Annotated in this window: 15 protein-coding genes, 6 tRNA genes, 1 rRNA gene and 1 riboswitch; of the genes, 19 read left to right on the top strand and 3 right to left on the bottom strand. The window is 57.6% G+C overall.

Translation table 11 applies throughout. From position 1 onward, the window contains the following. The first annotated feature begins 275 nt into the window (after positions 1-275). The 6 genes from rrf (at position 276) to EKM85_RS03345 (ending at position 818) form a co-directional block, all read left to right on the top strand. Positions 276-392, top strand: a 5S ribosomal RNA gene (gene rrf, locus EKM85_RS03370). Between the two features lie 11 nt (positions 393-403). Next, a tRNA-Asn gene (locus EKM85_RS03365) sits at positions 404-476 on the top strand. Between the two features lie 6 nt (positions 477-482). Beyond that, positions 483-571: transfer RNA gene (locus EKM85_RS03360), tRNA-Ser, on the top strand. An 8-nt stretch (positions 572-579) separates the two neighbouring features. Next, positions 580-651, top strand: a tRNA-Glu gene (locus EKM85_RS03355). A gap of 7 nt (positions 652-658) precedes the next feature. Next, positions 659-731, top strand: a tRNA-Val gene (locus EKM85_RS03350). Between the two features lie 13 nt (positions 732-744). Next, positions 745-818: transfer RNA gene (locus EKM85_RS03345), tRNA-Asp, on the top strand. Between the two features lie 76 nt (positions 819-894). On the opposite strand, the gene EKM85_RS03340 is transcribed toward EKM85_RS03345, so the two are convergent. Continuing rightward, positions 895-1,536: a hypothetical protein gene (locus tag EKM85_RS03340; RefSeq protein WP_125584853.1), complete on the bottom strand. Its 642-nt coding sequence runs from the start codon at positions 1,534-1,536 to the stop codon at positions 895-897. Between the two features lie 115 nt (positions 1,537-1,651). Further along, positions 1,652-1,740, top strand: a riboswitch (SMK box riboswitch). Here EKM85_RS03340 and metK point away from each other — a divergent pair. From metK to EKM85_RS03310, 6 genes are all read left to right on the top strand, one after another. After that, positions 1,738-2,922, top strand: a complete 1,185-nt coding sequence (metK, locus tag EKM85_RS03335; RefSeq protein WP_125584852.1) for a methionine adenosyltransferase — start codon at positions 1,738-1,740, stop codon at positions 2,920-2,922. (Overlaps the previous riboswitch by 3 nt.) Before the next feature lie 400 nt (positions 2,923-3,322). Then, positions 3,323-4,786: an MDR family MFS transporter gene (locus EKM85_RS03330; protein WP_225418925.1), complete on the top strand. Its 1,464-nt coding sequence runs from the start codon at positions 3,323-3,325 to the stop codon at positions 4,784-4,786. A gap of 67 nt (positions 4,787-4,853) precedes the next feature. Then, on the top strand, positions 4,854-5,597 hold the full coding sequence (locus tag EKM85_RS03325; RefSeq protein WP_164510643.1) for a MurR/RpiR family transcriptional regulator: 744 nt from the start codon (positions 4,854-4,856) through the stop codon (positions 5,595-5,597). A 248-nt stretch (positions 5,598-5,845) separates the two neighbouring features. Then, positions 5,846-7,198: a PTS sugar transporter subunit IIC gene (locus EKM85_RS03320; RefSeq protein ID WP_125584850.1), complete on the top strand. Its 1,353-nt coding sequence runs from the start codon at positions 5,846-5,848 to the stop codon at positions 7,196-7,198. Between the two features lie 92 nt (positions 7,199-7,290). Then, positions 7,291-8,736: a 6-phospho-beta-glucosidase gene (locus EKM85_RS03315; protein WP_125584849.1), complete on the top strand. Its 1,446-nt coding sequence runs from the start codon at positions 7,291-7,293 to the stop codon at positions 8,734-8,736. Positions 8,737-8,740: 4 nt separating this feature from the next. After that, entirely contained in the window at positions 8,741-9,661 is a 921-nt protein-coding gene (locus tag EKM85_RS03310; RefSeq protein WP_164510642.1) for an ROK family protein, read from the top strand. 67 nt (positions 9,662-9,728) lie between these two features. Here EKM85_RS03310 and EKM85_RS03305 read toward each other — a convergent pair whose 3' ends face one another. Then, entirely contained in the window at positions 9,729-10,415 is a 687-nt protein-coding gene (locus tag EKM85_RS03305; protein ID WP_125584847.1) for a phosphatase PAP2 family protein, read from the bottom strand. A 316-nt stretch (positions 10,416-10,731) separates the two neighbouring features. Between EKM85_RS03305 and leuS the strand changes: the two genes are divergently transcribed. From leuS to EKM85_RS03290, 3 genes are all read left to right on the top strand, one after another. Next, complete coding sequence (gene leuS, locus EKM85_RS03300) at positions 10,732-13,140, top strand: leucine--tRNA ligase (RefSeq protein WP_125584846.1); 2,409 nt, start codon at positions 10,732-10,734, stop codon at positions 13,138-13,140. Between the two features lie 165 nt (positions 13,141-13,305). After that, positions 13,306-14,937, top strand: coding sequence for a putative polysaccharide biosynthesis protein (locus tag EKM85_RS03295; RefSeq protein WP_125584845.1), 1,632 nt, complete (start codon positions 13,306-13,308; stop codon positions 14,935-14,937). Between the two features lie 2 nt (positions 14,938-14,939). Then, positions 14,940-15,665 carry a pseudouridine synthase gene (locus EKM85_RS03290; protein WP_125584844.1) on the top strand — a complete coding sequence of 242 codons (726 nt, stop codon included), beginning with the start codon at positions 14,940-14,942 and terminating at the stop codon, positions 15,663-15,665. 50 nt (positions 15,666-15,715) lie between these two features. On the opposite strand, the gene EKM85_RS03285 is transcribed toward EKM85_RS03290, so the two are convergent. Further along, the gene (locus EKM85_RS03285) at positions 15,716-16,540 is read right to left on the bottom strand and encodes an NAD(P)H-hydrate dehydratase (RefSeq protein ID WP_125584843.1); all 825 of its coding nucleotides are present in this window, start codon (positions 16,538-16,540) and stop codon (positions 15,716-15,718) included. A gap of 99 nt (positions 16,541-16,639) precedes the next feature. Between EKM85_RS03285 and EKM85_RS03280 the strand changes: the two genes are divergently transcribed. From EKM85_RS03280 to oppC, 4 genes are all read left to right on the top strand, one after another. Next, a tRNA-Leu gene (locus tag EKM85_RS03280) sits at positions 16,640-16,723 on the top strand. A gap of 1,082 nt (positions 16,724-17,805) precedes the next feature. Next, on the top strand, positions 17,806-19,785 hold the full coding sequence (locus EKM85_RS03275) for an ABC transporter substrate-binding protein (RefSeq protein ID WP_125584842.1): 1,980 nt from the start codon (positions 17,806-17,808) through the stop codon (positions 19,783-19,785). 113 nt (positions 19,786-19,898) lie between these two features. Next, positions 19,899-21,407 (top strand): ABC transporter permease, encoded by a 1,509-nt coding sequence (locus EKM85_RS03270; protein ID WP_125584841.1) that lies wholly within the window; start codon positions 19,899-19,901, stop codon positions 21,405-21,407. A 2-nt stretch (positions 21,408-21,409) separates the two neighbouring features. Further along, positions 21,410-22,357 (top strand): oligopeptide ABC transporter permease OppC, encoded by a 948-nt coding sequence (oppC, locus tag EKM85_RS03265; RefSeq protein WP_125584840.1) that lies wholly within the window; start codon positions 21,410-21,412, stop codon positions 22,355-22,357. Position 22,358 lies beyond the last annotated feature (1 nt).

The raw sequence follows: 22,358 nt of genomic DNA, 5'->3' as shown, positions 1-22,358 counted from the left end.
TCAGGTAGATAGGCTGGAAGTGGAAGTGCAGCGATGCATGGAGCGGACCAGTACTAATCGGTCGAGGACTTAACCAAGGCTGCGTAGCTTGAGCGACCTTAGGATGATGGCTAGCTACGTTTGTGTCTTTACCGGCGCAGCCGGTGAAGACACAAACGTAGCTAGACAGTCATCCGTTGCTCAAGCGGAGCGCAACTAGCGAAAACAGATACGCGTTCAAAGCATTTAAAACAATGATAGCCAGTTTTGAGGGCGCAAACCTTCAATTAAATAAGTGCGGTGGCGATAGCGAGAAGGATACACCTGTTCCCATGCCGAACACAGAAGTTAAGCTTCTCTACGCCGAGAGTAGTTGGTGGGTGACTGCCTGCGAGGGTAGGAAGCTGCCGCGCTGTTTTTTTATTCCGGATTAGCTCAGTTGGTAGAGCACCTGACTGTTAATCAGGTTGTCGTCAGTTCGAGCCTGACATCCGGAGTTCTATGGAGAGTTGTCCGAGTGGCCGAAGGAGCATGGTTGGAAACCATGTATACGGGTTTGCCCGTATCAAGGGTTCGAATCCCTTACTCTCCGTTGCGTATGGCCCGTTGGTCAAGTGGTTAAGACACCGCCCTTTCACGGCGGTAACATGGGTTCAAATCCCGTACGGGTCACTTATATGGAGGATTAGCTCAGTTGGGAGAGCGTCTGCCCTACAAGCAGAGGGTCACAGGTTCGAGCCCTGTATCCTCCATTTTTTTATTTCTGGTTCCATGGTCTAGTTGGTTAGGACGCCTGCCTGTCACGCAGGAGATCACGAGTTCGAGTCTCGTTGGAACCGGCTACTAAAAGCGCTCGCCTGCTGTCAATGACAGCGGCGAGCGCTTTTCTTTAAGACCTGCTGAAGCAAGCCTCAGTCAGCCGTGAAGGCGAATCGCGACGAACATGACATTAAGCAAGATCGCCGCCCAGCAGAAGGGGAGGGCGGTGAGCTTGATCCGGCGTGAGTTGAGGACGCTAAGGACCACTAAGACGGCCGCCGCAAACGTGAGGGTGATTTGTTGAAGCCAGTAGCCGGTGCCCAGGCCGACTAGGACGAGCCCCGCCAGGACCCATAGTGGCAAGCGGTCTGCCCAGACGGCAAGCAGGAGCAAGGCGTTTAGCAAGGTGTAGACGACTGGGGCCATCACGGTCAGCCCCTGGGTGAGGCTGGCACTTAGTAAAATCTGGAGAAAAGTCGTTTCGATCAGCCACCCCGAAATGGCAAGGTGGGGACTCATTTTTTGCGTGGTGAGCAGCACGCCTAGGCCAATCTGGGCTAAGGCTAGGGGCAGCAGCGCCCACTGACTACTACTGCCAATCACTGCCAGCGCGAGCGCCGCGACAGTCCACGCGCCAACGCGGGCGGTTGAGCCGAGTGCCGAAAGCGCGAGGGTCAGCCCTAACAGGGCGAGTAGCGGCCAGTCATGCCACTGCACATTCGACCAGTTCAGCAGCAAGGGTAAACTTGCGACTTGGAGAAAGCGGCTCAACACGAGCGCACCTTTTTGAATCGTCATAGGCAAATTCCTTTCATTACGCTCCTATGATACCGGACCGGCCTGAGGGGTGCAAAACTAATTTGAAAACCATACGGGCAGGATTAGATTTAGCTCAGGGCCTGTGATAAAATTAATCAGTTGCAAAGAATTCCCGATGGGATCCGGAGCCTGACTCTGGATATGCCTTGTAACCGAAAGAATTGAGGGGGAAAAACAAACATGCAAGAACGCCATTTATTTACCTCAGAGTCTGTCTCTGAGGGGCATCCAGATAAGATCGCCGATCAGATCTCGGATGCCATCCTGGATGCCATGTTGGCCCAGGATCCTGACGCGAGGGTGGCCTGTGAGACCACTGTGACCACGGGGTTGGTCCTGGTGGTGGGGGAGATCTCCACTTCGGCCTACGTGGATATTCAAAAAACTGTGCGGGACACGATCCGGCGCATCGGCTATGACAAAGCGTCTGGCTTTGATCCGGACTCGGTCGGGGTGCTGACGGCGCTTGATGAGCAGTCGCCCGACATCGCGCAAGGGGTCGACGATTCGTATGAGGCCCGCGAAGGCGATCACGACCCGCTGGACAAGATCGGCGCTGGCGATCAGGGCATGATGTTCGGGTTCGCCATTAACGAGACGCCAGAATACATGCCGCTGCCGATCGAGCTGGCGCACCAGCTGATGCAGCGGATCGCTAAGCTGCGCAAAGACGGGACGATCTCCTACCTGCGGCCCGATGCGAAGGCGCAGGTGACCGTTGAGTACGACGATAACGAAAAGCCCATGCGAGTGGACACCGTCGTCGTCTCGACGCAGCACGACCCGGAAGCTAGCTTGGCGCAAATTCGCCAAGACGTTGAGGACCAAGTCATTCGGGCCGTCATTCCAGCTAATCTGCTGGACGCTAAGACCAAGATCTACGTTAACCCAACGGGCCGGTTCGTACTCGGTGGCCCGCAGGCGGATTCCGGCCTGACCGGGCGTAAGATCATTGTTGATACATACGGCGGGTTTGCCCGGCACGGCGGCGGCGCCTTCTCTGGCAAAGACGCGACCAAGGTCGATCGTTCCGCGTCCTATGCGGCTCGGTACATCGCCAAGAACGCGGTCGCCGCGAAGCTCGCCGACAAGATGGAAGTGCAGCTGGCATACGCGATCGGCGTGGCCCAGCCAGTCTCCGTTTCGGTGGACTGCTTTGGCACCAACCGAATTTCTGAGGAAAAAATTACCCAGGCTATCCGCGAGAACTTTGATTTGCGGCCGGCGGGGATCATAAAAATGCTTGACCTGAAGCGGCCGATTTACGAACAGACCGCCGCGTATGGTCACTTTGGACGTACAGATGTTGATCTGCCGTGGGAGCACCTTGATAAGGTTGCTGACTTGGCGAAGTACTTAGATTAACGAGAAAAGAGGCGGCCGTCCCAGATTTCTGGGCGGCTGTTTTTTATGCCAAGGTGCCACCACCAGCGTTTTTAGCCCGCCAGCTTGCCTAGCCGCGCACTTTACGCGCAAAGCGCGTGAAGGGTGCGGCGTCGCAAGAAGCTCGGGCGGAGCTGGTGGCGGCCCGATTATGCCAAGGTGCCACCACCAGCGTTTTTAGCCCGCCAGCTTGCCTAGCTGCGCCCTTTACGCGCAAAGCGCGTGAAGGGTGCGGCGTCGCAAGAAGCTCGGGCGGAGCTGGTGGCGGCCCAATTATGCCAAGGTGCCACCACCAGCGTTCTTAGCCCGCCAGCTTGCCACCCGGGTATGCCCACAATTGCCGAGGAGCACCTTGGCACCGCAACGAAATGGAGTAGAGAATTTGAGTAAAGCTAAACAAACTAATGTTGCTGTCACGACCGTCGCCATCTTTGTCGCCACGTTCATGACCGCCATCGAGGGCACGATCGTGGCCACGGCGATGCCGACGATCGTAGGCGACCTGCACGGCGTCTCGCTGATGAATTGGATCGTGTCGATTTACCTGCTGACCAACGCGATGGCGACGCCGATCTACGGCAAATTTGCGGACAAAATTGGCCGCAAGCCCGTCTTTTTGCTCGGCCTGCTAATTTTTATCCTGGGTTCGGCCGCCTCTGGGCTGTCGCAATCGATGCCGGTGTTGATCATCTGCCGCGCGTTTCAGGGGGTGGGCGCCGGCGCCATCATGCCCGTTACGTTCACCATCATTGCGGACATTTACCCTTACGAGAAGCGCGCCAAGGTGCTGGGATTTAACGGCTCGGCATGGGGGATTGCCTCGGTGGTCGCCCCGCTTTTAGGCGGCTTCATTGTTGATTCGCTGTCGTGGCACTGGATCTTCTTCATCAACGTGCCGATCGGGCTGGCCACGATGGTGCTGGTTGCGCTGTTCTTTCATGAGCAGCACGAGACGGTATCAGCGCCGGTCGACTTTCTGGGCACGTTGTGGCTGGTTCTGACCTTACTGCTGCTGATGCTGGGCTTTCAGGCGCTGGCCGGTCCTCATGGCGGCTGGGGCTTTGCCGGACTGCTGGCGGCAGCGGCCATCACCCTGTGGCTGTTTGTGCGCCGGGAAAAGCAGGCCGAAGACCCCATTATCGATCTGAAACTGTTTCAAAATCGGCCGTTTGTCGTGGCCAATGTGCTGGCGGCTTTGGTGTCAGGAGTCGTTATTGGCTATGAAACCTACATGCCAATGTGGGTGCAAGGCGTGCTAGGTATGGCCGCTTCTTTTGGGGGCTTTGCCATTACGCCTAGCAGTTTGATGTGGGTGATCGGCTCGTTTGTGGCCGGGCGCCTGCTGACCAAGATGACGCCGCGGCGCCTTTTGACGTGGGCGCTGGCCGATATCCTGGGCGGGGTCGTGGTCCTGGCCTTGGTGCCGGAAAGCACGCCTTACGTGGCCTTCCTGGTGATCGCGGGGGTCCTCGGCTTTGGCTTTGGGATCGTGATCACGAGCACCACGGTGCGGGCCCAGGCGGTCGTCAAGCCCACCGAAGTCGGGGTGGCGACCAGCTTCAACACGCTGTCGCGCACCTTGGGCCAGACGCTGATGGTGTCGCTGTACGGGGTGGTGCTGAACCTGCGAATGGCGCAGGGAGTGGCCGCCCATGGCGCAGTCAACTTGAACATGCTCAACCGCCTGATCAACCCGCAGACTGCCGTTGACTTACCCAAGCGGCTGCTGCCAGTGCTTCACGAGATCTTGTACGCCGGACTGCACAACATCTACTTCTTTTCGGTGGTCATCGTTTTGCTCGGTTTGATCATCAATACCTTCGATCGTCAACCCTCTACTGACTGATTCACGGTTGTATTTTGCCCCGCGAATCTTCATGATAGAAGAAAAGGCTTTAAGGGGGGCTGCTTGTTTGTTCTCATACGAAAAACTGCAGACGCTAAATGATATTGAAACGGCGATCTACAATTACATCGTCAAGCATGAGGCCGCGGTGGAAACGATGCCGATTCGCGACTTGGCGCAGCACGCACACGTCAGCACGGCCTCGGTGCTGCGCTTTGCTGAGAAAATGGGTTATGACGGCTATGCAGAGTTGCGCTTTGCGTTAAAGCAAGACCGCAAGACCAAGGAGGCGGAGTTTCAGGCGACCAGCTACGATGGGTCGGTGCCGCTGGCCGACTTCTTCAACAAGGTCAATTCGGCCGACTTCAACAAGCTGATCGACGATGCCTTGGCCATCGTCCAGCACGCCCCCTTGGTCATGTTCTTCGGCCTCGGCTCAGGCAACTCGCTCGCGCAGTATGGCGCGCGGTTCTGGTCGAACGCGGGGCAGATCGCGCTGCCCGTGTTTGACCCGTTTCAGCCGTTTCCGCAAAGCAGTCCGCTGCCGGCGGGCACGGTCTTCATTGTGCTGTCGGTGTCAGGGGAGACCCCGGAAGTGATCGACTTTGTGAATAAGGTCCGCCCGGAAAACGTCAAGGTGATTGCCGTGACGAATTCGGGCAACTCGACCTTGGCCAAGCTGGCCGATCTGACTATTGCCTACTTCATGCCGGAAATAAAGCATGCATCGCTGAATCTCACCACTCAAGTACCAGTGGTCTACCTGATCGAGCTGATCGGGCACAAGCTGGACGAACTCAATCACCAGTAGGCCGCTGGCCCCGTTGACACCCGTTACAAACCTGTAACGGGTGTTTTTACGTGAAACCGGTTTCTATTCAAGCGTTAGGGGTAGCGCTTCCACTGGTCAACTCGCTACACTTATAAATGTGATGAGCGCATCACATTGATTTTGGCCGAAATCATTTATATTCGCGGGGCAACTCGCAAAAGGGTTTAGCAATGATAATTGACTAGCCTGGCGGCGCGGCCGCCAGCAGAAAGAATAGGTGAATAATTATGGGAGATTATATCAACCAGAAAGTCTTGCCTAAGATCATGAAGTTTACCGCGACTCGTCCGATCACGGCGTTGAAGAATGGTATGATGTACACCATTCCTTTCATCATCGTGGGGTCCTTCTTCCTGATTTTGGGTTCTCTGCCAGTTCAATCATGGGCAGACTGGATGAACAGTACCGGTTTGGTACCGTACTTTAACCAGATTTACAACTTTAGTTTTAACATCATGGCGCTGATTGCCGTCACCGGGATCGCCTATGAATGGGCGCGGGCCGAAAAGATCGATCCGCTGGCTTCGGGGATCACTGGTCTGCTTTCATTCCTGATCGTGCTGCAACCTTCTAACCCGATCATGAACCAGGCCGGCAAGACGGTGGTTGCAAACTCCCGTGGGATCACGGGCTGGATCGATACCGGGTTCCTTGGGGGTAAAGGGATGATCGCTGCGATCATCATCGGTCTGTTGACCGGCTGGGTCTACGCTTGGTTCGTTAAGAACAACATCACGATCAAGTTGCCTGAACAGGTGCCAGCAAACGTTGCGAACTCATTCATCGCGCTGATCCCTGCCGCTGTTCTGCTGACCGGCTGGGGCTTGGTCTACATGTTCTTTGACCACTTTGCTCACGAAGGCATGCTGCAGTGGCTGTACCAAGTCATCCAGACGCCGCTGCAAGGCTTGACCGACTCGTTCGCCGGGGTACTGGTCGTTTCCCTGTTGATCACCTTCCTGTGGTTCTTCGGGGTTCACGGCTCTGCCATTATTTCCGGTGTTATGACTGGGATCCTGATGTCCAACTCGACCGATAACGCGGCCCTGTTCCACGCTGGTAAGGCGCTGACCGTTGCTAACGGCGGCCACATCTTCACCCAGGCCCTCTTGGACCAGTTCGGGACCGTTACCGGTGCCGGGCTCACCGTTGGGCTGTTGATCTACATCCTGTTCTTTGCCAAGTCGGCTCAGCTTAAGGCCTTGGGCTCATTGGAAATTGCGCCAGCGATCTTTAACATCAACGAACCGTTCCTGTTTGGGATCCCGCTGGTCATGAACCCAGTTCTGGCCATTCCGTTCATGGCTGCACCTGCCGTGTCCATGTCCTTGACCTACTTTGCGATCAAGTTCGGCCTGATTCCCCTGTTCAACGGGATCTACGTGCCGTGGACCACTCCGGCGATCTTCTCCGGGTTCCTGGTCGGCGGCTGGCGGACCGCGGTTTGGCAAGCACTGATGCTGGCATTGTCCTTCTTCATCTACCTGCCATTCATTCGCACCTACGACAACACCCTGTTGAAGCAGGAGAATGAAAAGCTTGCTGAAGAAGAAGCAGCGGGCAAAACGGCTCAGGCTTAATTCTGAATTAGGATAATCAGTTCTTGAGCGCCCGGATCCCGTGGGTAAAACACTGGGTTCCGGGCGCTTTGTGGTCAAGAGAGGAGAGCTACATGGCTAAACTACGTAAGGACTTTCTTTGGGGCGGCGCGGTTGCTGCTCACCAGTTGGAAGGCGGCTGGCAGGAAGGTGGCAAAGGCGTCTCGGTCGCCGATGTCATGACCGTTGGTGCCAATGGCGTGGAACGCCGGATCACCGCCGGCGTGAAACCGGGCGAAAATTACCCTAATCACGACGCGATCGACTTTTACCACCACTACAAAGAGGACGTTAAGCTCTTCGCAGAGCTTGGACTTAAGGCGTTTCGCACTTCAATCGCGTGGACCCGGATCTACCCGAACGGGGATGAGGACCAGCCGAACGAAGCCGGTCTGCAGTTCTACGACGATCTGTTTGATGAACTACTGAAGAATGGCATCCAGCCAGTGATCACGCTGTCGCACTTCGAGATGCCTTATCACCTGGTCACCGCGTATGGCGGCTGGCGCAATCGCAAGGTGATCGACTTCTTTGTTCGGTTTGCCACCACGGTGTTCAAGCGGTACAAGGACAAGGTCAAGTACTGGATGACCTTCAATGAGATCAATAACCAGACCGACTACAACGCAAAGTTTGCGATGTTCACGAACTCAGGCCTGCTGGTCAAGCCTGGGGAGGATGCGGAGACGTTGATGTACCAGGCGGCCCATTACGAAACGGTCGCCTCTGCGCTGGCTGTTCAGATCGGCCATCAGATCAACCCGAACTTCCAGATCGGCGCGATGATCGCGATGGTGCCGATCTACCCGGCTAGTCCCGATCCCCGTGACGTCTTCAAGGCGGAGCGCGCGATGCAGACGCGCTATTGGTTTGCCGACGTCCAGGCGAACGGCCGCTACCCAAGCTGGCTGCGCACCTACCAAAAGAATAAACACATGGCTCTGGACATGACGCTGGCAGACCTAGACGTGCTCAAGGCCGGCACGGTCGACTACATCGGTTTTTCCTATTACATGTCCTTTGCGGTTGAAGCCAAGGCCCAAGAACCGGCCGGCTTTGACTACGAGGAAGGCGTGGACAAGGTGGAGAATCCGACCGTCAAGCGCTCCGAGTGGGGCTGGCAGATCGATCCAGTTGGTCTGCGGTACGCGATGAACTGGTTCAACGACCGTTACCACCTGCCGCAGTTTATCGTGGAAAACGGTTTCGGCGCGGTCGATCAAATCGATGCGCAGCACCATGTCCACGACGATTACCGCATTGCCTACCTGAAGGCGCACATTGAACAGATGAAACTGGCCGTCGAGGTGGACGGTGTCGATCTCATCGGCTACACGCCATGGGGGTTCATCGATCTGGTCTCGGCGGGCACTGGGCAGATGGATAAGCGGTACGGGTTCATCTACGTGGACAAAAATGACCAAGGAGAAGGGACCCTGGCCCGGTACAAGAAGGATTCCTTCTACTGGTACCAGCAGGTCATCAAGAGTAATGGTGAGGATCTTAGCGCTGGGAGGTAAGCACATGACGACATTCGTTGGGTTTGATGTCGGCGGGACGACGATCAAGTACGGGTTAGTTGCGGCCACCGGTGAGATCTTAGCTCACGGCGCGTTTGCCACGCAGGAGGCGGCCGAAACCGTTGATCAAATGGTTGAGGTGGTCAAGGGCTACCAGCAGGCTCACCCCATCGCCGGGGTCGGTGTCGACGCGCCAGGGATCGTGACCAAGGACGGCTATATGATCACCGGCGGGGCCATTGCGAGCTTCTATGAGTACCCGCTCGGGGCAACGCTGGCCGACCGGTTGCACCTGCCCGTTAAGGTCGAAAACGACGCCAACGCCGCGGCCATCGCCGAGCGCTGGCTGGGCAACGCGCAGGGGATCGACGATTACGTCTGCCTGGTGCTCGGTACGGGCATCGGCGGCGGTCTGGTCCTGAACGGTCAGGTCTACCGCGGCAGCCACGGCATGGCCGGGGAGATCGGGTGGAGCATCACCCACGACCTGGACTTTCAGGATGACCTTGAGGCGGTGTCCTTGAACTACTCGGCCTCGGTCGTCACCGGCCTGGTGCGGCGCTACAACCTGTCGCTTCAGCACTATGACCCCAAGGCCAAACCGGAACCGGACGCGGCGCAGATCATTGCCCTGGCCCACGAAGACGACATGATCGCCCAGCCGATTTACAGTCAGTTTCTCAGCGATGTGGTCGTCATGCTGATGAATCTGATCGGCACGCTTGATCCGGAGCGGATCCTGATCGGCGGCGGCATCAGCCAAAACGAGACCTTCATGGCCGACCTTCAGGCGCGCTTTGATGAATACATCGCGCGGCACAAGGGGCTAAACGGGGCCCGGCAAAGCTTCTCGTACAAGATCATGCCGGCGGGCCTGCGCAACAATGCGGGGCTTATCGGTGCCGTTTATCCGCTGACGCGGTAACGCAAAAACGATCGCAGTGCGCTGAGGAGGGCGCTGCGATCGCTTTTTTTTATTACAATGACGGGGCTTACTGGCGCGTGCGCCGCTGGCCGGCCCAGCCGGTCGGGCCAACGGCGGTCAGCCACGGGTACATCAGCCACCACAGCAGCATCAACCCGGCCAGTGCCGAACTCCAGCCGGCCAGCACGTCGGTGGGAAAGTGAACTTGAACGTAGATCCGCGACAGGCCAATGAGCCCAACCAGCGCCCCTGACAGGCCGACCAGCAGGTGCCGGGCCCGCGGCCGGGTGACCAGCGTGAGGACAATTAGGATCACGGTGCCGTACAGCAGCATTGACCCGCTGGCGTGACCGGAAGGGAAACTCCACCCGCCGGCCGGGGTCAGCGGCGTGATCTGCGGATCCTGAATGAAGGGCCGCGGCCGGCGCACCCAGCCCTTGATGACGTGGTTAGCCAGGCTCATCAGGCAGACCGCCGCGAACGCAAACCAGGCGTAGCGCCGCCGGCGGTAGTAAAACAGTACGGCGGTCAGGAGCACGCCGACGGCAAACACCACCGGCGGATCGCCAAGGTTCGTGATCACGATCATGATGACACTGAGCCAGGCGGGCCGTGCCGCGGTGACTGCGCCGATCACCAGCGTGTCCAGCTGGCGGATCGAGGCGGCGCCGCTCACCACGCCGATGAGCAGGGGGATGAAAATGGCCAAACTGATGGCGGCGATGACTAATGGGTAAACAGGACGTTTTTTCATAAGAGAAATTTTAGCACACTTCGCGGCGGCCGCTTGTTTCGGCCCGGGGATTTTGCTATGATTGACGCAACATCGAACGTGCTGGGACGAGTAGGCGCTCCTTCTCACTTCAGAAAGCAGGCGGCTGCTGCAAGCCTGCGTGAGGACTCACCGAACTGACCCGAGCAACGCACGCCGGCGCTGGCCGTTATCAAGCTTCGAGGGCTGCTCTGGGGCAGAACTTAGGTGGTACCGCGGCAAAAGCCGTCCTAACAATGTTGGGGCGGCTTTTGGCGTTTTTCCCCGCGCGTTCGATCAATTCAAGGAGGCAATACGCATGTACGATCACAAGGCGATCGAGAAAAAGTGGCAAAAGCATTGGGCTGAGCACAACGAGTTCAACACCACAACGGATCCGAACAAGAAGAATTACTACGCGCTTGACATGTTTCCGTACCCGTCCGGCCAGGGCCTGCACGTCGGCCACCCGGAGGGCTACACCGCAACGGACATCATCGCGCGGATGAAGCGGGCGCAGGGCTACAACGTCTTGCACCCGATGGGCTGGGATGCGTTCGGCTTGCCTGCCGAGCAGTACGCGCTGAACACGGGCCACAATCCGAAAGGTTTCACCCACAAGAACATCGAGACCTTTAAGCGCCAGATCAACAGCCTTGGGTTCTCCTACGACTGGAACCGCGAAATTGCCACCACCGATCCCAACTACTACAAGTGGACGCAGTGGATCTTCGAGCAGCTCTACAAGCACGGCCTCGCCTACGAGGCGGAAGTGCCGGTCAACTGGAGCCCAGATTTGGGGACGGTCGTTGCCAACGAAGAAGTGATCGACGGCAAGACCGAACGCGGGGGCTTCCCCGTCATCCGCAAGCCGATGCGTCAGTGGATGCTGAAAATCACCGCATACGCCGACAAGCTGCTGGCAGACCTTGATGATCTGGACTGGCCGGAGAACATCAAGCAGATGCAGCGCAACTGGATCGGCCGCTCGGTCGGGGCGCAGATCACCTTTGATGTCGCCGGCAGCGATCAGACGTTTGACGTCTTCACCACCCGCCCAGACACGCTGTTTGGGGCGACTTACGTGGTCATGGCCCCAGAGCACGAGCTGGTCGATGCGATCACCACGCCGGCCCAGCAGGCGGCAGTGGCAGCCTACAAGGCGGCCATCGAGCACAAGTCCGACTTGGAACGCACCGATCTGAACAAGGATAAGACCGGAGTGTGGACCGGCGCTTACGCCACCAACCCGGTCAACGGCGAGAAGCTGCCGATCTGGATCTCGGATTACGTGCTGGCGACTTACGGGACCGGTGCCATCATGGCGGTGCCGGCCCACGACGAGCGTGACTACGCTTTTGCCAAGCAGTTCAACCTGCCGATCCGCGCCGTGATCGAAGGCGGCAACGTCGCCGACGCGGCCTACACGGGCGACGGGGTCCACATTAATTCCGGCTTCTTGGACGGGAAAAATAAGCAGGACGCCATTGATACCATGATCCAGTGGCTGGAAGACAAGAAGATCGGTGACAAGAAGGTCAACTACAAGCTGCGCGACTGGGTCTTCTCCCGGCAGCGCTACTGGGGCGAGCCGATCCCGGTCATTCACTGGGAAGACGGCGAAACCACGCTGGTGCCGGAAGACGAGCTGCCGCTGGTGCTGCCCGAAGAGGCGGACATCAAGCCGAGCGGCACCGGTGAATCCCCGCTGGCAAACCTAGACGATTGGGTGAATGTGGTTGATCAAAACGGGCGCAAGGGGCGCCGTGAAACCAACACCATGCCGCAGTGGGCGGGGTCTTCTTGGTACTACCTGCGCTTCGTGGATCCGCACAACAAGGAAGCCTTGGCCGACTTTGACAAGCTGAAGGACTGGATGCCCGTCGACTTGTACATTGGCGGGGCTGAGCATGCGGTGCTGCACCTGCTGTACGCCCGGTTCTGGAACCTGTTCTTGTACGACATCGGTGCGGTGCCGAACAAGGAACCGTTCCAGCGGCTGTTCAACCAGGGCATGATCCTGGGCGACAACCACGAGAAGATGAGCAAATCCAAGGGCAACGTAGTCAACCCTGACGACGTGGTCGAGGAGTACGGGGCGGATACGCTGCGCTTGTACGAAATGTTCATGGGTCCGCTGGATGCCGGCATTGCCTGGAGCACGACCGGGCTCGCGGGTGCGCGCAAGTTCCTGGACCGCGTTTACACCACGTTCATCGACGACAACGGAAAGATGCGTGATCACATCACGACCATCAATGACGGTAAGCTCGACAAGGTCTACAACGAAACTGTCAAGAAGGTCACCGAAGACTACGATGCGCTGCACTTCAACACCGCCATTTCCCAGATGATGGTGTTCATCAACGAGGCCCGGAAGGTCGATGACCTGCCGTTCGCCTACGTGGAGGGCTTCGTCAAACTGCTGGCGCCGATCGCGCCGCACCTGATGGAGGAGATCTGGCAAAAGCTCGGCAACGCGCACAGCCTGACGTATGCGCCGTGGCCGACTTACGACGCGTCGAAGCTGGTGGCCAAGCAGGTCCAGCTGATGGTCCAGGTCAACGGCAAGCTGCGCGGCCACGTCATGGAAGACGTGGACGTCGCGCAGGCGCAGGCCATTGCCGACGCCATGACGATCCCGAACGTCCAGAAATTCACTGAGGGTAAGCAGATCGTTAAGCAGATTGTGGTGCCAAACAAGATCGTTAATATTGTGGTGAAATAAGTGCTTTGGCTCGGCCCTAGTGGTCGAGCTTTTTGAATCGGGAAAGCTTACGGATTACTAACGACTCTTAGTGAAGATTGAAAGGGCCTCGCGCTTCCCTTAGAATAGACTTTAATCTGTGATCAGCACCGGTATGATAAATCGTGAGAAATTTGGGGTAACGGTATGGCAAAAAATCCGCAGGCCAAGACACCGACCGCGCGTGAGCAAATGCTTCGCGGGTCGGCGTGGATGACGGCCGGGAGCATCCTGTCTCGGGTCCTTGGGGCAATTTACATTATTCCGTGGCGCATCTGGCTGGGTGCGGCCTTTTTGGCGGCCAACAACCTTTTCACCAAGGGTTACAACATCTACAGCATCTTTCTGACCATCGCCACCGCGGGGGTGCCGGGCGCGATCTCCAAGCAGGTCGCCCACTACAACGCGATGAACGAGTACCAAACCGGAATTCGGCTCTTCAAACAGGGCACCATTTTGATGGGCATCATGGGGCTGCTGTCGTTTGCGCTGATGTGGGTCCTCGCCCCGTGGCTCGCCCTGAATGATCAGGCGCTGACGCAGGTGTACCGCTCGCTGGCCTGGCCGCTGCTGATCATTCCGGTGATGAGTATCATGCGTGGCTTCTTCCAAGGCTACAACGACATGGCCCCTTCCGCGCTGTCGCAGCTGATCGAGCAGATTGCCCGCGTCATTTACATGCTGGGGATGACTTATGCCATCATGGTCCTCGGCAGCCGCAACTACGTGGATGCGGCATCGCAGTCGACGTTTGCGGCGTTTATCGGGGCGATTTTTGGCCTTCTGCTGCTGGTCATGGTGCTCGCCGCCCGCCGCGACAAGTACCGCGCGCTGGTGGCCGGTTCGACCAACGCAGTGAAAATCTCGACGCGCCACATCCTGCGCGAAATCATCGAGCAGGCGGTGCCGTTCATCATCATCGGCTCCGGGATCAACCTTTATTACCTCTTTGACCAGTACACCTTCAACCCGATGATGGCCAGCCACTGGCGGGCCTCAACGACCGTCTTGAACAGCCTGTTCACCCTGTTTGCGGGTAATGCCAATAAGCTGATCATGATCGTGATCAGCCTGGCGGTGGCGATGTCCTCAACGGTGCTCCCGCTGCTTTCTGGGGCCAAAACGCGCGGCAACGTGCGGGAGATCGGCGAGCAGGTCACGAACCTGCTCCAACTCTTCTTTATTGTGATGGTGCCTTGCGCCTTGGGGATGGCTGCCGTGGCAGAGCCTCTTTACGTGGTCTTCTATTCATATGACCGCCTGGGGATCCGGCTACTGGTCCTGTCTGCGTTCGTGGCGGTGGCCATGGGGCTGTTCACCGTGCTGGCCGCAGCACTGCAGGGGCTGTTCCACAACCGACTCGCGATCTACGATATGCTGGTCGGCATGCTGGTGAAAATCGTGTTGCAGTGGCCGCTGATCTACTTCTTCCACGTCTGGGGGCCACTGGTGGCCACGATGGCCGGCATGCTGGTGTCTAGTGCGTTGATGATTCGCGCCTTGCATCGGCGCTACCCGCTGCGACTGCGGCAGACGGCGCACCGCCTGCTTGGCATCACGGCCTTTGCGGCGCTAATGGCCGTCTTCGTGCGGTTGACGGTGTGGCTTGTGGGCCTGGTCGTCTCGCCAGAGCGAGCACTGGGGGCAGTTGTCGCCTTGCTGATCGCGGTGCCGGTGGGGGTCTTGATTTACGGGTACGCCCTGCTGAAGACGCGATTGGCCGACATGGTGCTGGGTGCTCGCATCGGGCGCCTGCGCACAAGGCTGCACATGAGGTGAACATGAGACTGGATCGTTACTTAGCGAATTTACAGTACGGCACGCGCCGTGAGGTCAAGCAGCTGATCAAGGCCAACCGCGTCACCGTGGATGGAAAAAAAGAGCGCGACGGCAGCGCGGCGGTCCCCCTGGGCGCGCTGGTGGCCGTTGACGGAATGCCCGTGGGCCGCGACCTGCAGGTGTATTACCTAATGAACAAGCCCCACGGGGTGGTGACGGCCACCAGTGATGCCAAGGCCCGCACGGTCTTGGATCTGGTGGCGCCAGCAGACCTGCGTCCGGGGCTCTATCCGGTGGGCCGGCTGGACAAAGACACCACCGGCCTGCTGCTTTTGACTAACGACGGGGCGCTGGGCCACGCCCTGCTGGCCCCCAAGCGGCATGTGCCCAAGACATATCTGGTGACGCTTGCCTCGCCGCTGACTGCGACCATGCAGGCGCAGCTGGAGGCGGGGATCGCGTTCCAGGAATTTGTCAGCGCGCCGGCTGCGGTGAAGGTGCGCCCAGATACGGCCGGGTGCGAAATCGAGTTGACGATCCACGAAGGGAAGTTTCACCAGGTCAAGCGGATGCTGAAAGCGGTGGGCAATTCCGTGACGGCGCTGGGGCGCATCGCGATGGGGCCGCTGCAGCTGCCGCCGGATCTTGCCGAGGGGACGTACCGGCCGCTAACCGCCGCAGAGCTTGCCAGTTTGGCAGCGGTGAACGAGGAGCGCATCAGTAAATGAATAGCAGCTGATCAGCCGAAAATACCGGCTGGTCAGCTGCTATTTTTCACTCAGGCTTCCGCAACCTGGTGCATGTAAGCCGGAAGGGCCTGGATCAGCATTGACGGAAGGACCACGTAGTTGCGCTTGGCCACTTCCTCAGCCACCGCGCTGTGCGCGTAGACGGCGGCACAAACGGTCTTGTCGTTAAGACCGAACTGGGCAACAAAGCCGGCCAGGATCCCGACGAGGGTGTCGCCCATGCCGCCAGTGGCCATGGCAGGGGTTCCCAGCGGGTTGCGGTAGCTGCCAGTGGGGGTGAAGAGCTGCGTTCGGTGAGACTTCACGATCACCGTGCCGGGGAGGTTAGCCGCGGCGGCTTGATTCGTCTGCGGTGTTTGCTGGCTGATGGGGATGCCGGCCAGGCGCTGCCACTCCATTTGGTGCGGGGTCCAGAGCGTTCGCGCATGGGCAACTGCCAGGTGCTTTTGGGCGATCAGCGTGATGGCCGAGCCGTCGATGATCAGGCACTGCTGTGGCGCGACTGCGGCCAGCGTCTGCGTCAGCAGCCGCGCCGCGCGCTCGTCGGTGCCCAGCCCCGGCCCGATCGCCACAACGTCGACGGTGGGGATCAGCGCCAGCAGCTGGGGGTCGTCATCAGGAATGATCATGGCTTCGGGCAGGCGGGCGTGCAAGGCGGTGCGGTTAACGGCGGCGGTGGCCACACTGACGAGGCCGGCCCCAGCGTACACCGCACCGCTGGCGGCCATGATCGCGGCCCCGCCGAACTGGGCATTGCCCCCGATCACGAGGACCCGGCCGAATGTTCCCTTGTAACTGTCTGCAGGGCGCGGCGTGACCACGTCGTTGATCCACGATGCTGGAATATCCTTCACATTTCTCACCTCCTCTGCATTATACCGCAGGAAAGCGGGCCTTTTTTTCAAAAAGGCTTGGCAAGCGCGCTTCAGGTTGATATACTAATATCTGTTGTTGCCGCAATGGCGGAATTGGCAGACGCGCAGTGTTCAGGTCGCTGTATGGTTATCCATGTGCAGGTTCGACTCCTGTTTGCGGCATCAGGCTTCAACCACGCTGATCATCGAAGGATGGTCGGCGTTTTTTGTAGGTGCAGAGAGGTCGCGCCCTTAGGGGGACAGTCAGCCGCTCCGCATGTCAGCCTGTACGCCATAAATGGCTACAGGCTAAGCATAGGCCAAGGCATTGCCAGCGTTCTTTGCTGGCGAGGCCTTGGCCGTAGCTGGATGCTCCCCCGTTGCGACCTCGGCGCCCGATTAAGTATGGTGCAGAGGCTTGGCGCCTTTAGCCCGACAGCTAGCCTAGCTCTCACCCTTGTCGGCGTATTTTGCCGACGAGGGTGGGAGCGTAGCTGGATGCTCGGGCGATGCCAAGCCGGCGCCTGATTAAGTATGGTGCAAAGGCTTGGCGCCTTTAGCCCGACAGCTAGCCTAGCTCTCACCCTTGTCGGCGTATTTTGCCGACGAGGGTGGGAGCGTAGCTGGATGCTCGGGCGATGCCAAGCCGGCGCCCGATTAAGTATGGTGCAAAGGCTTGGCGGTTTTAGCGGAATGATTAGCCTAGGTTGCGGCTTTGCCTGCGCAGCAGGTGAAGCCGCGGCCGTAGCTAATCACTTCCGCGATGCCAAGCCGGCGCCCGATTAAGAAAGGTGTGCAGAGTTGGCATACTTAGCTGTCTGCTTCCGCGTTGCGAAGCTTGCGCCTGATCTTGAACAGTGACCATCATTGGCTGAACGCCACATCTTTCGACGGTGCCACCAAAAGCCGGTGGCAGCGGCTTCAATGAGGAACGTCCCCAAAAAATAGTTGACCAAGTGGCCAATTTCTAAGAACCCGAGGCGGGCGCTTAGAATCCTTTAATAGTTGGCCAAAGCCTGTGAAACGGGGAATCCGCACGAACCCGGTAAAAGCGTGACTGGCCGCCCATCGTTGATTGAATACCCGGGCCCGGAAGCCGCCAGCGCTGGCCCGTTCTATAATTGTTCAAGGAAAATTCGCATTTGTTCGCGAAAAATCGCCACACATGCTTGACACCCCCCTCTAATCAATTTATAATCTTAGATATTCTCAAGAACGTTAGAGGCGGAATTGGGAACTATCTCATAGGTTGGAGGCTTATGTGTATGAAGATGAATAAGAAACGAGGCGCGGTGGTTGTTGCCCTGACCTTGACCGCATTGCTCGCAGCTTGCGGCAATAAGTCAAACAGCGGTAGCAGCTCCGCAAACAGCACTTATAGTTATGTGTACGCGACGGACCCAGACAACTTTGACTATACGGTATCTGGCCGGGCAACGAACAGCGATCACTTGGCCAACTTTGAAGAGCCTTTGATGGGCACCAACAAGTACGGACAAATCGTTCCGGGCTTGGCGAAGTCCTACAAGGTGACCAACGATGGCAAAACCTACACCTACACCCTGCGTAAGGGCCTGAAGTGGGTCGACAGCGAAGGCAACACGTATGCTAGCGTTAAGCCGCAGGACTTCATCACCGCGATGAAGCACGCGGTGGCGGCTAAGTCTGAAACCTTGTACATTGTTCAGGACTCCATCGTGGGCTTGAACGATTACGTCAACGGTAAGATCAAGGACTTCAGCAAGGTCGGCATCAAGGCAGTTGGCAGCAACAAGATTCAGTACACCTTGAACCAGGCGGAGCCATTCTGGAACTCCAAGCTGCAGTACGGGATCTTGGAACCAGTTAACGCTAAGTTCTTGGCTGAAAAAGGGAAGAACTTTGGCCAGCCAAAGGCCAACGGGATTCTCTACACCGGCCCATACTTGCTGAAGAACTTCACTTCCAAGTCTGTCATCGAGTACACGGCTAACCCGAAGTACTGGAACAAGAAGAACGTTCACGTCACCGACGTTAAGGAAACTTACAACGACGGGTCGAACCCAGATTCGCTGTACAAGTCCTTCGACAAGGGCGACTTCACCGCTGCCCGGGTCTACCCGAACCTGCCAGGTTACAAGGACGTTTTGAAGAAGTCGAAGAACAACATCATCTGGAGCGATCAGGATGCTTCGACTTACAACATGACCTTTAACTTGAACCGTAAGTCATACAACATGACTGACAAGAAGACGGACAAGCAGAAGCAAGACACCCGGAAGGCCGTCTTGAACAAGGACTTCCGTCTGGCAATCCAGTTCGCGTTCAACAAGACCAAGTACAATGCTCAGGCCACTGGTGAAGCCGGCGCAACCAAGTCGCTGCGCAACTCCTTCACCCCACCAGAATTTGTTCAGGCTGACGGCAAGGAAATCGGGACCTTCACGCAGGATGACCTGCACGCATTGGGTTCCGAATACAAGGACGTCAACTTGGCCAATGCGCAGGATGGGACGTACAACCCAACCATGGCGAAGAAGGAATTCGCCAAGGCTAAGAAGGCCCTTCAGGCGCAGGGTGTTTCCTTCCCAATCAAGCTTGATCTGCCGCAGGACCAGAAGGCTGCTTTGAACTTGAACCAGTCCAAGTCCTTCAAGAACTCTGTTGAATCCACTCTGGGCAAGAGCAACGTAGAAATCGACCTGGTTCAGGCTGCTGAAGACAAGTACCTTGCCGGGACCTACCAGGCTGCTACTGGTGCGCAAGCTGACTTTGATATCAGTAATGCATCCGGCTGGAGCCCTGACTACCAGGATCCTTCCACCTACCTCGATGTTTACAAGCCATCCAGTGGTGCGCTGCTGCAGACCATCGGGATGGTCGCACCGGCCGCTGCAACGTCTAACGCGCAAAAGGCTGATTACGCCAACATCGCTAAGACGGTTGGGCTTGACAAGTACGAGAAGCTGGTCGATCAGGCGGAAGCCATCACGACGGACACCAACGCTCGCTACAAGGCCTTTGCTAAGGCGGAAGCTTACCTGCTGAGCATCGGCATTCAGATTCCAATCAATTCTCTGGGCGGCACTCCTTCTGTAACGAAAGTTGTTCCTTACACTGGCAAACGTTCCTGGACTGGTGCCGCTTCACCACGCTTTGACGGCATGAAGATCCAGTCGAAGCCGGTCACAACAGCTCAGTACAACAAGGCGAAGAAGGCTTACAACGCCAAGAAGGCTGAGATTGTTAAGGAAGAAGATAAGTAATCTAAGCGTTGAGCTGACCTTACAAGCTCTTTGAACTTAGGCGTGTGAAAGGGCTAGCACACTTAATTGTGACTAGCCCTTTTTCCTGAATATTGACAGAGGGGGAACCACACATGAAGAAGTACCTGTTCTTTCGCGTACTTCGGTCGATCCTGAGCATCTTTCTGGTCACGACCCTGACTTTCATCCTGATCTACACCCTGATTCCACGACGGGATGTGTTCAAGGATGATAATATGATCAGCAAACTCGCGTCCAAGCCCGACTCACTGACCGACTACAAGAACAACGCGTTTGAGAAAATGAACTACCTCGATTACCTGGACACCAAGGACCTGCTGGCCCGCGTCGCCAAAGACGACCCGAAGACCGCAGTCACGGCTGCCCATACCGCCTCTAACAAGGCCGCGCTCACGAAATGGGCGAAGGCTAATAATTACACCTTGCACCGCTTTACGGTCAGCAAGGCTTACTACGCAACGCGCGACTTACCGATCTGGGAGCGGTTGTCCCGCTTCTACGGCAACATGATCAAGATCGATACCCCGTGGACGATCCACGACAAGGACAATCCCAACATGCCGCGTTACCTAAAGATCCAAAACGATCCGCTGGTCGGCTGGGCCGTTGTTGGATCGGGGACCAAGTACCGCTACCAGCTGTACTTCAATTCCAAGTTCCCTTATATCCACGAGAATTTCCTGAAGTTTGATCTAGGCACGTCCTACCCGTCTTACGCGGGTGAGCCTGTCACCGAAGTGATCGGCGGCACGCAAGGCCCAGCCGACAGCGTCACCAAGACGTTCCCGAACGGACGCAAGCTGATCACCTCGGACGATGTGTACACGCGCGCTTACCAGCCGCGCAAGCACCGCAACGAGATGGACTACGAGCAGTACAAGGATGACTACACCAGCACAGAACAGCTGAACCGCGACCCGTCGATGATTGGGACCTCGGTGCGCGCTGGGTTCATTGGGCTGATTATCTCGTACGCGCTGGCGATTCCGATCGCAATTTACATGGCCCGGAAGAAGGGCAAGTGGTTTGATCGCGCCGGGACCTTTGTCGTCACCGTTCTGATTGCGGTCCCAAGTCTGGCGTTCATTTACGCCTTCCGCTACCTCGGTGCTTCGCTCTTCGGGCTGCCTGATTCGTTTCCAACCCTTGGGGCCCAGGCCTGGCAGTCATGGGTCCTGCCGTCAGTGGTCTTAGGACTGCTCGGCATTTCGGGCCTGATTATCTGGTTCCGGCGCTTCATGATCGACCAGCAGAAGTCGGACTACGTGAAGTTTGCTAAGGCCAAGGGGCTTAACGAGAACGAGATCTACACCAAGCACATCTTCAAGAACGCCTCGATTCCAATTGTTCAAGGCATTCCCGGGTCCATCATCGGCTTAATTGGTGGGGCGACCATGACTGAAGAGATCTTTGCCGCTCCTGGCATGGGGAAAATGCTGCCTGACTCGATCGCGGCGCATAACAATGCGGTCGTGATTGCGCTGGTCTTCATCTTCACGACGATTGCCGTGCTCTCCGTGCTCCTGGGCGACATCGCAATGGTCATCGTCGATCCGCGGATCAAGCTGTCAACGTCTGACACATCGAAGGGGGAGGAGTAATCATGGCGGACAAAGAAACTGCACAACCAGAGATCCTTGATTCCGACTTCACCCCGGTGGCGGTTGATGAGCTTGATTCCGAAAAGCTCGACACGGAGAAGTACTCATACTGGGGCTCCGTGGGCCGGGCGTTCTTCTCCAGCAAGACCACCATTTTCCTGCTCCTGCTGATGGTCGCAATCCTGCTGATGTCCTTCATTCAGCCGTCGTTTTCCGGCTACTCGCTGAGTGACGTGTCCAAGATCAACGACCTGGGGGCCCGCTACAACTGGCCAAACGCCCAGTACTGGTTCGGGACCGATGACAACGGGCAGTCGCTGTTTGACGCCGTTTGGGCCGGGGCGAAAACCTCGATTTCCATCTCCGTCATCGCGACGCTTATCACGACGGTCATTGGGGTGGCAGTCGGCGCGGTTTGGGGCACCTCCAAGGGCCTTGACCGCATCATGCTGGAAGTTTACAACGTCATCTCCAATGTCCCGCAGCTGCTGATCATCATGGTGATGTCCTACTCGCTGGGAAATGGGTTCTGGAACCTGATCTTCGCGATGACCGTCACTGGATGGCTGGGCACGGCCTACTTCATCCGGGTCCAGGTTATGATTATGCGCGACCGGGAGTACAACATTGCCTCCAAGACCCTGGGAACGGGGCTGGGCCGGATGGTGCTGCGCAACATCATGCCGTACCTGACGTCGGTCATCGTGACGCAGGTGTCACTGTCCTTGCCAGGGTACATCTCGGTTGAAGTCTTCCTGTCCTTCCTGGGCGTTGGGCTCAGCCAGACCGTGCCGTCCCTGGGCCGCTTAATCTCCAAGTACTCACCGTACATGACGAGTTATCCGTACCTGTTCTGGCTGCCGGTGCTCGTGCTGGCGCTGATCGCGGTTTCGCTGTACCTGGTTGGCCAACGGCTGGCTGATGCGTCGGATCCACGGACACACATGTAAG

This window comes from Lacticaseibacillus jixianensis (genome assembly GCF_003946485.1).
Taxonomy (GTDB): domain Bacteria; phylum Bacillota; class Bacilli; order Lactobacillales; family Lactobacillaceae; genus Lacticaseibacillus; species Lacticaseibacillus jixianensis.
The sequence above is the reverse complement of the archived record's forward strand: the minus strand, read 5'-3'. Positions and strand labels throughout refer to the sequence as shown.